This window comes from Vibrio chagasii (assembly GCF_002954585.1).
Taxonomy (GTDB): domain Bacteria; phylum Pseudomonadota; class Gammaproteobacteria; order Enterobacterales; family Vibrionaceae; genus Vibrio; species Vibrio chagasii_A.
Window position 1 is genome coordinate 1074246 of the sequence record NZ_MSCI01000002.1, and the last position, 18595, is coordinate 1092840.

Annotated in this window: 1 protein-coding gene and 1 pseudogene; one reads left to right on the forward strand and one right to left on the reverse strand. The window is 46.1% G+C overall.

Annotation, left to right across the window (positions count from 1 at the left end; genetic code table 11):
* Positions 1-118: 118 nt before the first annotated feature.
* Positions 119-17674 carry a retention module-containing protein gene (locus tag BTO10_RS13025; protein ID WP_105024782.1) on the forward strand — a complete coding sequence of 5852 codons (17556 nt, stop codon included), beginning with the start codon at positions 119-121 and terminating at the stop codon, positions 17672-17674.
* A gap of 102 nt (positions 17675-17776) precedes the next feature.
* Here the strand turns inward: BTO10_RS13025 and BTO10_RS13030 are convergent.
* Positions 17777-18526: pseudogene (locus tag BTO10_RS13030) on the reverse strand (transporter substrate-binding domain-containing protein).
* Positions 18527-18595: the final 69 nt, after the last annotated feature.

Consider the following 18595-nt stretch of genomic DNA (forward strand, 5'->3'; position numbering starts at 1 on the left):
TCGATGAACCGTTTGAATGTGTTCCGAAGAGCGAGATATAAGTTAATGAAAATCTGAGATTGCTTTTACAAACAATGTTCACCGCTCTTAAGCAGCGACTTGTGACATCGGGGGATATATGGATATCGAAGTTTCGCGTCAGACTGTGGTAGTTGAAGCTACCAGTGGAGATGTGGTTGTAGTTAAGCCTGACGGCAGTGCCAGAAAAGTTTCGGTTGGCGATATCATCCGTGAAAATGAGATTGTTATGACCGCGCATGATGCTGAACTCCTAATAGGTTTGCCTAGCGGCCCTGTTGAGGTTGAGGGCAATTGTGTTGGGTGTGTCGATCAAGATTTGGCTTGGGCAGATGCACCGATCGCCGGAGAGGTGAATATCGATTTGGCGCAAGCTGCTGATGATTCATTCACTGATGACGATCTTGCGGCTATTCAAGAAGCCATTTTAGGTGGTGCCGATCCAACTCAAATTTTAGAAGCGACCGCAGCTGGTGGCGCTCTAGGTTCTGCAAATGCGGGCTTTGTCACCATTGATTACAACTATACAGAAACTCGTCCTTCGACCTTCTTTGAAACTTCAGGCCTAGAAGAGCAATCTGTTGATGAAGATAGGGAAGAGCTTAGATCGATCACGCTCTCATCGGGTGGTCAATCCATCGCTGAAACACTGACTGAAGGTTCCATTTCCGGCAATACTTACCCTCAATCGGTGACAGTTACAGATACCGTTGTTGCGGGTAGTTTAGCGCTTGACCCAGATTCGTTTGCTCCAGAAACACTCTCTCTCGCTTCGCTCCTTAGTGAACTCAACAGCGACATTACCTCTAGTGGCCAGCCGGTTAGCTTTACGTATGACTCAGCCTCCAATTCGATTATCGGTGTTCAAGGCACAGATGAGGCACTGCGCATCGATATTGATGCCGTAAGTGTTGGAAATGACATTGAATTATCGCTTACCACAACTATTTCTCAGCCGATAGATCATGTTCCGTCGATTGGTGGCGGACAGGTTTCCTTTACGGGCGACCAAATCAACATCGCTTTTGACATACAGGGCCAAGACACCGCAGGTAATCAGCTCGTCACACCGATTAATGCGCAAGTAACCGTCCTTGATGGGGTAGATCCGTCTGTCGAAAGCGTGTCTATCGACAACGTTGAAACAAGCAGTGCTGCAATTGAGGGCACGTTTTCAAATATTGGTAGTGATAACCTACAGTCAGCTGTTTTTGACTCAAGCTCACTTGCTCAATTTGATGGTGTGCTCAGTGATAATCAGGCGACCGTTGCATCTTTGTCTGCTGATGGAAGTACCATAACACTGTCAATCCAAGGTAGCAGCGACGTTATTTTAACCGTTAGCTTGGATACTGACGGTACCTATCGATTTGAGCAGTTGAGACCAATTGAGCAAGTCGGCACTGATTCGCTTTCTTTCTCTTTGCCAATCACGGTTACCGATTTTGACCAAGATGTCGTAACTAATACCATCAACCTCGCTATTTCTGATGGCGATAAACCAGTCATTACCAATGTCGACAGTATTGATGTTGATGAAGCTGGTATTGTTGGCGGTTCTCAAGAGGGAACGGCAACGGTCTCAGGAAGTGGTAGTGTCGCTTCAGAAATTTTTGATAGTGACATTATCGATCATCATGAACTTGAACCTGCAGAGTTTAATACCGCCGGCACACTGATATCTAACGGTGAGGTTGTGTTACTCGAACTGGTTAATGAAACCAATGGTGTGCGAACGTACGAAGGCTATGTCGAGGTTAATGGCGCAAGAATTACGGTTTTTGATGTAAAAATTGATAGCCCATCTTTGGGTAACTATGAATTTAACCTCTATGAAGAATTGTCGCATCAAGGTGCTGAAGACGCACTTTTAACCTTTGCACTGCCTATCTATGCAGTAGATGCCGATGGCGATAGATCGGCGTTATCTAGTGGTTCAAGTACTCCAGAAGCTGCGCAGATTCTTATCAACGTTAAAGATGATGTCGTTGAACTGGTTGATAAGGTTGAATCTGTTACTGAGCCAACTTTAGCTGGCGATACTGTTGTCTCGTATAACCTGTTCAATTTCGAAGGTGCGGATGGTTCGACAATTCAATCATTCAACTACGATGGTGTTGATTATTCATTAGATCAAAGCTTACTGCCTGATGCTCCTCAAACCTTCAGTTTCACTGAGGGCGTGGTCACTATCTCGCTTAACGGTGATTTCAGTTTTGAGGTTGCTCGTGATATCGACCACTCAAGTAGCGAAACGATCATCAAACAGTTTTCATTCTTAGCAGAAGATGGTGATGGTGACACTGATACATCAACGCTTGAATTAAGTATTACCGACGGTCAAAACCCGGTAATCAATCTGATTCCACCTGTTACTTTATCTGAAACCAATCTAGCTGATGGCTCTGCACCAAGTGGAAGTGCAGTAAGCGCAACCAATACGATCAACTTTACCGCTGGTAGTGATGATGTAGCGAATTTCCGCATTGAGCCTACTGAGTTCAATCTCGGCGGCGCTCTGAAATCGAATGGTTTTGTGGTCGATATAAAAGAAGACTCGGCGAATCCAGGTACCTACATTGGTTTCATTACTGATGGTTCAAACACTGAAATTCCAGTGTTTACGATTAGCTTCTCGTCCACCACGCTTGGTGAATACACCTTTACCCTATTAGAAGCGTTGGACCATGCAGATGGCCTCGTGAACAATGATCTGAGCTTTTATCTTCCGGTGTATGCGGTAGACAGCGATGGCGATGATTCTGTTGTGTCCCAACTGAATGTAACCATCGGTGATGATGTTCAAATCATGCAAGATGGCACATTAGATATTGTTGAGCCTAATCTAGCTGATGGCACGGTGACCACTAACATCATTGATGTGATGCCAAACCAAAGTGCTGATGGTGCGACGATTACTCAGTTCACCTATGACGGCCAACTTAGAACGCTTGATCAAAATGACACGGGTGAGCAGCAATTCAGCTTCACAGAGGGGGAGCTGTTTATTACGCTGCAAGGTGAGGTGCGATTTGAACCAAACCGTAACCTAGACCACTCCTTGAGTGAAGACATCGTGAAGTTGATAGAGGTCACCTCAAGTGATTTCGATAAAGATCCAGTAACGTCAACGGTTACTCTGACAATTACCGATGGCGATAACCCGAATATCGATGCGGTACCGAGCGTATCACTTAAAGAAGCGGATCTCGCTGATGGCTCATCACCAAGTGGCAGTGCGGTTAGCCAAACAGAAACCATCACTTTTACCAACCAAAGTGATGATGTTGAAAAATTCCGTTTGGAGCCGAGTGAGTTTAATACTGGCGGTACTCTGAAGTCTGATGGCTTGGTGATTGAGATTCGAGAAGAGCCTGCAGGTTCGGGTCACTACATAGGCTTCACCACAGACACTTCAAATGTCGAGACTACTGTCTTCACACTTGCATTCAGCAGCACGACTTTAGGTGAATACACCTTCACGCTTATAGAAGCGATTGATCACACACCAAATCAAGGTAATAACGATCTAACGTTTAACTTGCCAGTGTACGCGGTTGATAGCGATGGCGATGATTCTCTAATGTCGCCACTTGCTGTGACGATTACTGATGATATCCAAGTCATGGTAGATGGCGCGTTTACGATTGAAGAGCCGACTGTCGCTGATTTAGCAGCGGGTACGCCGACAACCACGACTGTGAATGTTCTTGATGAAGAAGGGGCAGACGGCACGACCATCACCCAAATCAATTATGACAACGGCACAGTGTTTACGCTTGACCAGAGCAATACTGGAGAGCAGAAATTTGTGGTTGCTGAAGGTTCGCTTTATGTCACGCTGCAAGGTGATGTGCGCTTTGAACCAAATCGTAACCTCGATCATACAAGTGGAGACATTGTTAAGTCGATAGTCGTGACTTCAAGCGACTCAGATAGTGATGTTGTTACTTCTACGGTCACGTTGACTATTACTGATGGTGACATTCCAACGATTGATAATGTACCGAGTGTTACTTTATCTGAAACTAATTTGAGTGATGGTTCTACGCCAAGCGGTGCCGCAGTAAGTCAAACAGAGACGATTACCTTTACCAATCAAAGTGATGATGTGGCGAGTTTCCGTATTGAACCGACAGAATTCAATGTTGGTGGGGCGCTCAAATCAAATGGGCTGGTGGTTGAGCTAAAAGCAGACCCAACCACACCAGGTGGTTACATCGGCTTTGTGACTGATGGTTCGAACGTCGAAACCAACGTGTTTACGATTAGTTTCTCTAGTACTACCCTAGGCCAATACACTTTCACACTGTTGGAAGCATTAGACCATGTGGATGGTTTAGCGAACAACGATCTTAGTTTTAACCTTCCTGTTTATGCGGTAGACACCGATGGCGACGATTCATTGGTGTCACAGTTGAATGTGACTATCGGTGATGATGTTCAAATCCTGCAAGACGGCTCTCTAAATATTGTCGAGCCAACGGTTGCTGATTTGGCGGCGGGCACACCTACGACAACTACCGTTAATGTATTTGATCAAGAAGGGGCAGACGGCGCGACCATCACGCAATTTGCTTATGATGGCGGGGCTGTATTAACGCTTGACCAGAACAATATTGGCGAGCAGAAGTTCGTAGTTGCCGAAGGTTCACTGTATATCACTATCCAAGGTGATGTTCGCTTCGAGCCGAACCGTAACCTCGACCATACTGGTGGAGATATCGTTAAACAGATCGAGGTCACCTCAAGCGACTTCGATAAAGATACCGTGACCTCGACAGTCACCCTGACGATTACCGATGGTGATATCCCGACCATTGATACTGTGCCAAGTGTTACTCTGTCTGAAACCAATCTTGCGGATGGCTCTGCACCAGGTAGCGGTGCTGTAAGTCAAACTGAGACGATTACTTTTACTAATCAAAGTGATGATGTGACCCGTTTCCGTATTGAACCTACTGAGTTCAATGTTGGTGGTGCACTGAAATCGAATGGTTTTGCGGTCGAGATAAAAGAAGATTTAGTGAATCCGGGCACTTATATTGGCTTCATTACTGATGGCTCAAACACTGAAATTCCAGTGTTCACGATTAGCTTTTCGACCTCGAACCTTGGTGAATACACCTTTACTTTATTGGAAGCGTTAGACCATGCAGATGGTCTAGCAAACAATGATCTGAGCTTTGATCTTCCGGTCTATGCGGTCGACAGCGATGGCGATGACTCTTTGGTGTCTCAACTCAATGTAACCATCGGCGATGATGTTCAAATCATGCAAGATGGCACGCTAGATATCGTTGAGCCGAATTTGGCAGATGGCACGGTAACAACCAATACCATTGATGTAATGCCAAACCAAAGTGCTGATGGTGCAACGTTTACTGAGTTTTCTTTTGGTGGAATCGTTAAGACGTTGGATCAGAGCATCGCAGGCGAGCAGCAATTCAGTTTCACAGAAGGTGAGTTGTACATCACTCTTCAAGGTGAGATGCGCTTCGAGCCCAACCGTAACTTAGACCATTCCGCGAGCGAAGACATTGTTAAGTCGATAGTCGTGACATCCAATGACTTTGATAACGATCCGGTGACTGCGACCGTAACTTTGACCATAACCGATGGCGACAACCCGACTATCGATGCGGTGCCAAGTGTTGCACTTGAAGAAGCGGATCTGGCCGATGGTTCGTCACCAAGTGGCAGTGCGGTTAGCCAAACAGAAACCATCACTTTTACCAACCAAAGTGATGATGTTGTAACATTCCGCTTAGAGCCGAGTGAGTTTAATACTGGCGGCACTCTGAAGTCTGATGGCTTAGTGATTGAGATCCGAGAAGAGCCTGCGGGTTCGGGTAACTACATCGGATTCACTACGGACATTTCAAATGTAGAAACCACGGTCTTCACACTTGCATTTAGCAGCACGACGTTAGGTGAATACACCTTCACGCTTTTAGAAGCGATTGACCATACACCAATTCAAGGTAATAACGACCTAAAATTCAACTTGCCTATGTATGCGGTCGATAGTGATGGCGATGACTCTCTGATGTCGCCTTTGGCTGTAACGATTACCGATGATATTCAAGTCATGGTGGATGGTTCTCTCAGCATTGAAGAGCCGACAGTGGCTGACTTAGCCACGGGCACGCCGACAACAACGACCGTCAATGTTCTTGATCAAGAAGGGGCTGATGGCACGACTATTACCCAAATCAATTACGATAATGGCACCGTGTTTACGCTTGACCAGAGTAATATGGGTGAGCAAAAGTTTGTGGTTGCTGAAGGCTCGCTTTATATCACGCTTCAAGGCGATGTGCGCTTTGAACCGAACCGCGATCTTAATCACTCGGGCGGGGATATCGTTAAGTCTATAGTGGTCAGTTCAAGTGACTTTGATAGTGATGTGGTGACTTCTACAGTAATGCTAACCATTACCGATGGCGATCTACCAATCATCAACGTCATCCCTGGCGTGAGTCTTTCTGAAGTCGATCTGGCTGATGGTTCTGCACCAATAGGCAATCCAGTATCGACGACTCAAGTGATTACCTATACCGAGGGTAGTGATGATGTTAGTCATTTCAGAATTGACCCTGCTCAGTTCAATACTTCGGGTGCTTTGAAGTCGAATGGCTTAGATGTTGAGATTAAAGAGCAGCCAGCGAACTCTGGAAACTACATTGGCTTTGTAAAAGACAGTGCTAACGTAGAAACCAACGTATTCACAATTAATTTCTCAACCACCAATTTAGGGCAATACACGTTTACGCTGCTTGAAGCGTTAGACCATGCGGATGGCTTGCAGAACAACACCTTAAACTTCGATGTACCTGTTATAGCTGTGGATACCGATGGTGATGAGTCTGCGATGTCACCAATGACAGTGACCATTACCGATGATGTACAAGGTTTACAAGACGGGTCATTGAATATTGTTGAGCCTTCACTGGATGATCTCGTGGCAGGCACTCCAACTACGCCAACTATCGATGTTATGCCGACTCAAAGTGCTGACGGCGCAAAGGTCACCCAATTTATTTACGATGGTGGTACTGCTGTCACCTTGGACCCGAATGTATCGACAGAGCAGGTGTTTACCGTAACCGATGGTTTACTGTACATTACGATTGAAGGCGAAGTTCGTTTTGAGCCAAATCGAAACCTGGATCATTCAGCGGGTGATATTGTTAGAACGATCGTTGTAACGACCAGCGACTTTGATAACGATACTGATACCGCGGATGTTACATTAACGATCCAAGATGGGATTGATCCGGTCATCGATGTTGTTCCGAGCGTGAACTTATCGGAAGTGAACCTAGCAGGTGGCTCAACGCCGAGTGGTTCTGCGGTGAGTTCAACACAAACCATTACCTACACCGTGGGGAGTGATGACTTAAGCCACTTTAGAATCGCGACCAACGAATTCAACCTAGGTGATGTTCTGAAATCAAATGGTCTTGTTGTTCAGCTAAAAGAAGATCCTGCTTCACCTGGCGACTACATCGGGTTTACTGATGACGGGGCAGGTAACGTAACCAATGTATTCACCATTGATTTTGATAGTGTCAATAAAGGTCAGTTCACCTTCACGCTGATTGAGGCTCTCGATCACCTTGATGGCGCGCTTAATAACGACCTTAATTTCAACTTGCCTGTTTATGCGGTTGATACTGATGGTGATGACTCAGTTAAGCGTGATGTTGTTGTCACCATTCAAGATGACCTCCAACAAATGCAAGATGGCACGTTAACCATCACAGAGCCAAATACTGGCACACCAACTACCTCGACCGTTGATGTCTTGCCTACGCCAAGTGCTGATGGGGCAACCATTACACAGTTCACCTATGACGGTGGCTCTGCGATTACTTTGGATCAAAGCATTAGCGGTGAGCAGGAATTTGTTTTCACTGAAGGCTCGCTGTTTGTCACCTTGGATGGTGATGTAAGGTTTGAACCAAATCGTAATCTTGACCACTCTGCAGGCGACATAGTTAAGCTGATTGAATTTACTTCATCTGATTTTGATAAGGATATTTCTTCTTCAACGGTCACACTCACTATCGTTGATGGTGATGGACCAACGTTGAATGTCGTTCCGAGTGTTAGCTTGTCTGAAAGCTTACTTGCTGATGGTTCAACGCCGAGTGGCAGCCCAGTCAGCGTGACTCAGACCATTACTTCACTTGCAAGCAGTGATGATATCGAGAAGATTGTCGTCGAAGTAGGGCTGTTTAATACCAGCGGTGTATTGAAGTCTGATGGCCTTGAATTGAGCTTGCGTGAAGAGCCTGCGGGTTCAGGTGACTACATAGCATTCACAACGGATGGCTCGGGTGTTGAGAAAGTTATCTTCACCCTAGAATTTGATAACACTAACCCGAGTGAGTACACGTTTACTTTGTTAGAGCGTTTGGATCATGTCGACGGATTAGGAAACAACGACCTCAGCTTTGACTTGTCGGTATATGCGCAAGATACCGATGGTGATATTTCACCGTCTAAACCGCTTTCTGTGACCATCAGTGATGACGTTCAATTGATGCAATCTGGTGCTCTTAGCATCACAGAGCCAAGCACGGGCACACCTACCACAACGACATTTGATGTGATGCCTGCGCAAAGTGCTGATGGCGCTACCATAACTCAATTTACTTATGGTAGTCAGCCTGAAGAGTCTCTGGTGCAAACCAACACTGGTGAGCAAGAGTTCGTATTTACGGAAGGTTCGTTGTTTATCACGCTTGAAGGCGATGTGCGCTTTGAGCCTAATCGAAATCTGAATCATTCTGGTGGTGATATCGTTAAGACTATTACCGTGACATCAGAAGACAAAGACGGCGATATCGTTACTTCGACAGTGACGCTGACGATTTCAGATGGTGCGCCACCGGTAATTGATACGGTACCAACGGTTGCATTGGAAGAAGCGAATCTTGTGGATGGCTCATCTCCGAGCTTACCTGTGAGCCAAACTGAAACCATTACTTTCACTGCGGGAAGTGATGATGTGAGCCATTTCCGTATTGATACCACTCAGTTCAACACGTCTGGTGATTTGAAATCGGATGGCTTGGTAGTTCAGCTTAAAGAAGATCCAGCCAACAGCGGAACCTATATTGGCTTCGTTGAAAGTGGGGGTGTTCAAACGGATATCTTTACCATCACTTTTAGTAGTGTAGTGCTAGGCGAATACACCTTCACTTTATTGGAAGAGCTCGATCATCTTCCTGTACAAGGCAACAACGATCAAGCATTCACTCTGCCAGTGATCGCGGTCGACCAAGACAATACTGATTCTGTGATGAAACCTTTGACCGTTACTATCACCGATGATGTGCCTGTCATTACCGACACGACAGTGACCAGCACATTTGTGGTTGATGAAGATGATCTTGGATCTGTGCTTTCTCAAGCAACAGGTGCATTTGTTACCACAGAAGGTGCTGACCAAGTAGAGGCTTACGAATTGCGTAATATCTCTGCGCTTGAAGCGACATTGACCTCTGGAACTGAAGCGATTTCTATTACAGAAGTCACTGGTGCTGCGAACACAACGACTTATCAAGGTACGACGACAAGCGGAACTCCTATCTTCACGCTCGCGCTAGCGAATGACGGCTCTTATACGTTTACGTTGCTAGGTCCTCTAAACCATCCAACAAGCCCGAATTCCAATACCTTAACGATTCCATTTGATGTCGTTGCGGTTGATGGTGACGGTGATGACTCTAATCAGTATGTATTGCCGATCGAAGTGCTCGATGATGTGCCAGTGATGAGTGCGCCAACGGGTGAGACGGTGGTTGATGAAGATGATCTTACTGGGATTGGTTCGGATCAATCCGAAGATACCATTATTAACGGGCTATTCACGGTTGATGAAGGTGCTGATGGTGTTGTTAAGTACGAATTGGTCGATGAAAACTTAGTGATTGCAGGCTTAACTTCTGATGGAGAAAGCCTAGAGTGGCTGCCTGTTTCACAAAGCGGTACAACCTTCACTTATGTTGCACAGACGGTAACCAGCAATCAGCCTGTGTTTGAAATCATTTTTGATACCTCGAACAACAGCTATCAATTTGAGCTGTTTAAACCACTTAAGCATCCTGATGGCGCGAATGAAAACACCATAGAGCTTGATTTCTCTGTCGTCGCTGAAGATTTTGACCAAGACAAATCGAACGCGATCGACCTGACTATTACTGTAACTGATGATGTTCCATTGGTGACCACTCAATCGATCACGCGAGTTGAGGGTCAAGGCTATGGCAACTCCAAAGTTAACATGTTTGCCAATGCGACGGATGTGGGTGCAGATGATGCAGCGCTGACTCGCATAGAGGGTATTACCAGCAATGGCGCCGACATCGTGTTCCGCACAGGAAACAATGGGCCATACAGCAGCAGCTTTGATTTAAACAGTGGTGTCCAGCAGGTACGAGTGTATGAACAAACCGATGATGGTAGTGGCGGTATCGATACTCGTGAGCTTGGTAGACTGCGCATAAATTCCAATGGTGAAGTGGAGTTTAGAGCGACCAATTATCTTGATCATGATGGAGACACCATCGACTTCTCAATCAATGTGATTGCGACAGACGGTGATTTGGATACATCATCAACGCCTCTGAACATCACGATCACCGATGAAGAGTCATCAGCAGTATCGCTCAAGGTGACTACGTTTGAGGATGCGGGTAGAGACTCGACAATCCCTTACGCAACGGGTGATGCTCCAAGCCTAGAGAATATTCAAGATAACCAAAGCGGTTTGCCTGATGCACCAGCACAAATTGCGCTGCAGGTTAACCTGAAGGACCAAGATAACAGCGAGTCTATCGGCCAACTGACGATTCAAAGTGGTAATCACAGAGGAACGTTCTATTACTTTGATGGCGTGGAATATCACAAGTTAGTCGCTGAACCAAACGGTGATATCTTGTTTGGTCCGCCTCAAATGCAGCAGAGCTTTGCTCCAAGCACGAACCAGCCATTAGACATCATCGCGACAATCGATAACTTGTTCTTTTTTCCAGACCAAAACTACGGTTCAAATGACAATGGTGTACGAATCAACTACGAGCTCGAAATTGATAACAACGGCACGCTTGATCAGACAGTAAATTCAAACTTCAGAATTGAGATTGAAGCGGTAGCGGATATTGCCACTTGGGATGATGCGAATAGTACGTATCAATATCAAGTGAATGAAGATGAAGACAATGTGACACTTCAGCTGAATGCAGAGTCGCAAGATAACAGTAATACTGAGACGATTACCTATGAGCTAGAAGCAGTTCAAGGTGATGGGAAGTTTGAGCTGTTGGATCAAAATGGCAATGTTTTAACGCCAGTCAATGGTGTCTACACGATTGCTGCTGCAGATATCAATAGCACCGTGGTTAATCCAATCGACAACTTCTCTGGACAAATTGAGTTCAAAGCAACGGCAATTACTGAGGAGACGCTCAACCCATACGATGATTCGGCTAACGGCGGGGCAAATGATAAGACAACGGCTCGCTCTGTAGAGCAAAACATCATCATTGATGTGACAGCCGATGCGGACCCTGGCTCGTTCAGCGTTAACCGAATTCGTATTAATGAAGACAATATTGATGATCCAGACTACCTAGGTCCTCTGGCGAACAAAGATGCCTTCACCTTGGATGAAGTGATCACCATGAATGGCTCGGTGGACACTGATGGCTCCGAAGAGTTGTTTGTTCGCATCAGCAATATAACCGAAGGTGCGGTGCTCTATTTCCTCGGAACCACTACTCCGGTTCCTACAATTACTATCAACGGTGTCGATTATCAGGAAGTGGCCTATTCTGATTTAGCCAATGTAGAGATCGTTCCGGCTAAACACAGCAATGTTGACTTTACGTTTGAGGTGACGGGTGTTGTCAAAGATACCGCGAACCTTTCTTCTGGGCCTCAGGTCGATGAAGAAATCTTAGGAACTAAAACGGTGAACGTTGAGGTTAAAGGGGTAGCGGACAGCCCTTACGGTGGTACAAACGGTACTGCATGGACGGAAATTACTGATAGTTCGATATTCGGTGTCCAAACTACGATTCAAGAGAGTCAAAATGGTGACAGCTTTGCTGAGCTTGATTTCACCGTATTGTCAGGTGAGAGAAGACCAGATAGCGGCACTACACCCTTACCCGACGATGGCTCAGAGTCTGTAACGGTTATTCTTTCAGGCATTCCTGAGGGGGTCGTTCTTGAAGATGGTGATGGAGCAACGATTGATCTAAATTTTGTCGGTTATGCAACTAGTCCAAATGGAAGTCCGGATTTATCTAAACCTATTTACGAAGCCAATATAACGGAAGCTGGGGTAACTTCAGGTATCCGTATAAGGCCAGTTGACTCATCTACGGAGAACATTAATATTTTGGGTAAAGTGGTCGTGACTGAGAATGATGGCCATACACTCTCTTTTGATAAGGAAATTCGTATACTTGTAGAGCCTAGGATTGATACCTCAGCAACCTACAATACGGTGACTCGTGGGGACGAAGATACGGCGATCAATATTGATTGGCACCCAGAGGGCACTGATTACATTGACGGTGATGAGCATTTCACTTCAATCGTTATCAGTGGTATTCCAAGTGGTGTTGCAAGTGTGGTTGTAAACGGTGATGTGATTTGGAACTACGATGCTGTAGCCGGAACGCTAACCATCACACCTAAGAGTGGGCAGACTCCAGAAGCGTTCACCCAGATAGCACTGAACAATAATTTTATTCAGATAATACCGGAACAAGATTCGAGCACCGACTTTGCGCTTAATACGGTTGTCATGATTGAAGAACGCGATCATGAATATGTTGACGCAACTGACCCAGGTCAGGGTATTGCAACAGCGACAATCACGGGCTCAATTGATGTTCGTGTGCGACCTGTGGTTGAGCCTGAAGATGCGAGTAACAAACTGGTGGTCGATGAGGTCGCGGGTCTTACGGACTTGAGTACAGTGGTAGCGAATGCTCTAACAGGTGTTCTTAAATTCACAACCAACAGTGATAATACATCGGTTACGGATGAGTTCGTTATTCGATACCAAGAAACTGATGCTTCGTCTGCTATCGAAGAGGTTGACCAGCTAGTGATTCAACTGACTAATGTGGACGACTCGGCGTTATCAGATGCTGTCCTCAATCAGTTAGTTGTGATGGGTGCTGCTTATGAAGGCAATGGTCGTTGGGTGGTAACCAATGAAGACCTGTTTAGTATTAGTGCACCAAACGGCCTTGCGTTTCCGCCAGTTTCTGGCCTTCCAGGCGTTTTCAATGACATCAAGATGACCATCTATAGTACCGTGATTGATCGAGGTGATGGCGCAGAAACTGAGTCATCATCTGCGGTTCAGAGGGAAGGTGAAGTGAACTTGTCATTCCCAGAAGTGCTTGTTGGCGGGAACGAGGAGGCTGCAGATATTACGATGACACCAGATAGCGTTGTCGATGCTGTAGAAGACACACAGTTAGACTTGGGAGCTGCTCTAAATAGTCTGATCACATTCTCCGGTGAAGACGCTTCAACAGACCAAGTAACTATCATTATTGATGACTCTGTGACCATCCCGCCAGGAATAACTTTCCCAATCAGTTTAGGGGGAGGCAGTGATGTTGACTTCGTAAACGGGAAGTATGTATTTGAATCAACCGTCGTTCAGGGTGTTCCAACGGATTTCTCTGGCCTGCTACTTAATCTGCCTGCTGACTATTCTGGCGATTTTAGGTTACCAATCACAATAGTAACCAAAGATACACTGTCTGGTGATGAGAAAACCTTGGTGACCGATGTCGTTATTAAAGTCGCTCCTGACGTTGAAGGTAACCCGGACATTGATGTTACGGTTGTTGGTTCGCTCGATGACTCGTTTAATCCTGTCGATACTGATGGTCAACCGGGACAAGACCCGGTGGGTTACGAAGATACTTACATTCAGCTTGATTTCAGCACAACCATTACTGACCAAGTCAGTGGAGTTGAGGGGGGTGATGAAAAATTCACATCTATTACGCTGACTTTGGATGACACAAGTGTCGGTGCGTTTTACACAAGCGCGGGTGTATCGCTTGGTACATCCGTGACCTTCAATGAAGCGGAAATTAATGCCGGCGCCCTAGATAATGTATTGTTCCGTCCTGCTCCTAATTACCCAACGGGGAATGACATCAATCAAGTACAAGTTAATATCAGTGGAACAATAACCGATACTGCTACCTACAATGACGCCTCGTCTCCAGTCGGAACGGCAACCGATACTGATACGTTCAATACCAGTGTTAGCTTTGAAGTTGTCCCTGTGGTTGATGATGTGCTTGTAACAGGGCCGGGTAGTGATCCTGATGTCATTGAGATCACGGGCAATGAAGATCAAGCTATTTCTCTATCGGGAACAGGTCCTGTCTCCATCGCGCTCACTGACCTAGACGGCTCAGAGCAGTTCGTTTCGATTAAGTTCACTGGTGTGCCAGATGGTTTCTTAATGAGTGCAGATCCGGGCTCCGCTTATACAGTGAAGAACAATGGTGGTGGTGAGTGGAGTGTTCAACTTCCTCAAGCATCAGGGTTGTCATTTGATTTGAGCGAGATTTCGATCTTACCGCCTAAAAACTTTAGTGGTACGGCGGAATTTGGCGTTGCTGTCTTTACTCAAGAATCCTTGTTAGGCGTACCTACTGCAGCCTCGAACTTGCCAAGCTTTAAGCTGCATGTGGTGCCGGTGGGTGATGATGTTGATACCAACCAAACGGATTCTGTTACTGGCAATGAAGGCCAAAACATTGATATCGAAATCAACGCGACTATTTTGGATAAAGAGCTATCTGCAACAGGCAGCGGCACGTATACCGAAAATGCGCCAGAGACACTTCGTGTCGAGGTGGCTGGTGTACCTCAAGATGCCTCTATCTACTATCCAGACGGCACGACTTTGGCGAGCTACGATCCGGTGACACAGATTTGGACGCTGGATATGCCAGCTCAGTCACTTGATAAGATCGTATTCAACTCTGGTCAACACAATAGCGATACAGGTAATGCGCTGGGTATTACAGGTCCACTGCAGATCACGGTTCGTTCTGTGGATACAGATGCAGACAACACCGAATACCTGGGTACACCAACCAGCTTCGATGTGGATTTAGTGATTGATCCTATCAACGATCAACCAACGTTCGTCAACGTTACCAACATTGAAACGCAAGAGGACTCAGCTGGTGTAGCGATTAACAACTTCAGCATCTACGACGTAGACGCAAGTTTTGATAACCCCGATGCACCGTATACGCTGACGTTGGAGATTGACCAAACACTGCCAGGAGCGCAGGGTGTATTTGAGTTTACAAGCTTTTCAGATGTGACGTTTGTCTTGCAACCTGACGGTTCACTGGTCATCACGGGTAAAGAAGCTGACATCAATACGGCATTGGCCAATGGTGCGGTGACCTTCAAGCCGGATCCAGACCAGAACTACCTCAACCAGAGTGGGTTGGTGACAATCAACGCAACGCTCGATGACGGCGGTAATAATGGTCTTATTGACCCAGCTGATCCGAACACTGCACAGACTAACCAGACGACTTTCACGATTAAGGTGACGGAAGTAAACGACGCGCCTATCGCGACAGACGTTGATTTAGGCTCGATTGCTGAAGATGGCCAGATAGTCATTATTGAAGGTGATTTGATTGCAGCAAGTTCTGACCCTGAAAACCACAACCTCACGGTAACAGGTGTCACTCTGAATCAGGGACAAGGTCAGTTAACGCGCTTTGAAAATTCTGGTGGTGCTGATAACGCAGCGATTACCGGTCCATTCTGGCTATTTGTCGCTGACAACGATTTTAACGGCGATGTTAAATTCAATTACTCCATTATCGATGATGGCACAACCAATGGCGTGGATGATTTTAAAACCGACAGTGCTGAAATTAGCCTTGAAGTCACCGAGGTGAATGATCAGCCAGTCGCGGCGGATATTGACCTAGGCACCATGCTTGAAGAAGGTCAATTGATCATCAAAGAAGAGGACTTGATAGCGGCGACCACGGACCCAGACAATGACGCCATTACTGTGACCAGTTTGGTGCTCGATCAAGGTCAGGGCACACTGCAACGCTTCGAAAACGTGGGTGGTGCTGATGATGCTACGATTACGGGCCCATATTGGGTGTTTACCGCAGCGGATGAATATAACGGCGACGTTAAATTCACTTATAGCGTTGAGGATGACGGCACGACGAATGGCGTTAATGACTTCTTAACAGATACAGCTGAAATCACTGCCGTTGTGCAAGGTGTGAACGATACTCCTGTTGTTAATGGTGACAGTGTCACCATGCTGATTGATGAAGACGCAGGACAACTGCTTAGTGGTATTAATGTCAGTGACCCTGATTATGTCGATAGCTTTGCTAATGACTTGATGACAGTAACGCTGACCGTTGATTATGGAACGCTTTCCGTATCACTACCTGCTGGTACTAGCGTGACCGTTAATGGTGACAATAGTGGTTCGGTGACGTTAGTAGGGACGCTGAGCGATCTGAATGCCTTGATTGACACACCGACCAGCCCGAATGGGGTTTACCTTGATGCAAGCTTGGCTCCAACCAACAACATCGGCTTAGAAGTCACTGCCAAAGACAGTGGTAATCCTTCTGGTATCGCCATTGAAACTGCACCTGTTGTTTATAACATTGCGGTGACGCCAGTAGCGAACGCGCCAAGCCTAACGATTGATCCGGCGTCTAACTATGTAAGAAACATCACTGCGAGCCAATCGGTGAGCAATAGTGGTGTTCCTTTGGTTGGCATTATCGCAGCTCTAACAGACGTTACAGAAGAGCTAACGCTGCACATTAGTGATGTGCCTGCGGGCGCTCAAATCACCAGTGACGTTGGCTCCGTAACGGATCTCGGTGGTGGGGTATGGATGGCGACCGCTGATGCAATTGAAAGTTTGCAAGTGGTTGGGCTTTCTCAAACTCCAGGTAGTTACACGCTTAAAGTTGAGGCGGTTTCTGAAGAGCTAGATAACAACGATACAGCCACATCGGCGGCAATCGATCTAAACGTGAACATTGTGTCAAACGCGGTCGATATTAATTTGGCTGGTGAGACCGATGATGTTCAGTTGTTGGCTGGGGCTAATGCGACAGATCTAACGGCGGGTTCAGGTAATGACCGACTTGAAGGCGGAACTGGTGATGACACCCTTATTGGCGGTGATGGTAACGATATGCTTATTGGTGGCGGTGGTTCGGATATCTTGACCGGTGGTGATGGTATGGATTCATTTGTCTGGCTGAACATTGAGGATGGTGTCGAAGATACGATCACTGACTTCAACTTAGCCGAAGGTGACCAGATTGACCTACGCGAGGTATTACCTGAACTGAAAGACGCGAATGTGAATATGGCGACATTGCTTCAGCATGTTGATGCCAAGTTAGAAGGGAATGATGTTGAGTTAACCATCAATCCTGATGGCTTAGGTACAACAGAGCAAGTGATTGTCGTTGAAGACCTCGCGCCTCAGTTGACGTTAAGCGGCACCATGCCTTCAGATATTCTGGATGCGCTCGTGCAGCAGAATGTTATTACTCATGGGTAGTTTTTCGCTCTGACAAGCTCGATAGTCAGAGCGGATTAAAATAATGAAATAGGCCAGCAATGCTGGCCTATTTTTTATCTAGAAGACTAGAAGACTAGAAGACTATTTAAGTGAGTTGTGAATCAGGAACTCTTCTTCAACGCCTTTCAGTTTCATCTCATCCATAATGAAATTCACAGTGTTCAACAAACGTTGCTCACCTTTAGGAATCAGATAACCGAACTGGCTGTGGGTAAACGGTGTTTCACAGCGAGCCGCTTCAAAGCGCTCGTCGGTCACCAGGTAGAATAGGCCTTCCGGGTTTTCGGTTACCATCACATCAACTTTGCCTTCCGCAACGGCTTGCGGTACATCTAAGTTGTTCTCGTAGCGTGTGAAGCTTGCGTTTGCAAACATCTCGTTAGTGCCACCGATGTTTACGCCAACACGTACCGAAGATAGGTTTACTTTCTCAATGCTGTTGTACTGTTCTGTCTTGCCTTTAGCGACCAAGAAACACTTACCAAAGGTCATTTAGCCTTGAGTTTGCTCTGCACTCAGTTGGCGCTGAATTTTGCGCGTGATACCACCCATCTCAATATCATATTTATCGTTATCAAGATCCGTAATGAGATCTTTCCATGTGGTGCGAACGATCTGTAACTCTACGCCTAATTGCTCTGCAATGTGCTGTGCGACATCGATGTCATAGCCTGAGTAGCTTTTACCATCGAAGTAAGAAAATGGCTTGTAGTCGCCCGTAGTACCGACACGTAGCGTGCCTGATTTTTGAATGTTTTCGAGTTGGTCAGCTTGTGCTGCTCCCGATAGTGCAAGTGCCATAGAAGCAAGCAATAGTGATGTTTTTGTCATTGTAATTATCTGTTGTGTTTGTAGTAGCAATCAAAGTAACAGAAACAATCTGAGAAAGAGATCAAACCA

Excerpts from the sequence above, each read along its gene's own strand:
- BTO10_RS13025 (WP_105024782.1), top strand. The coding sequence starts at position 119 with ATGGATATCGAAGTTTCGCGTCAGACTGTGGTAGTTGAAGCTACCAGT.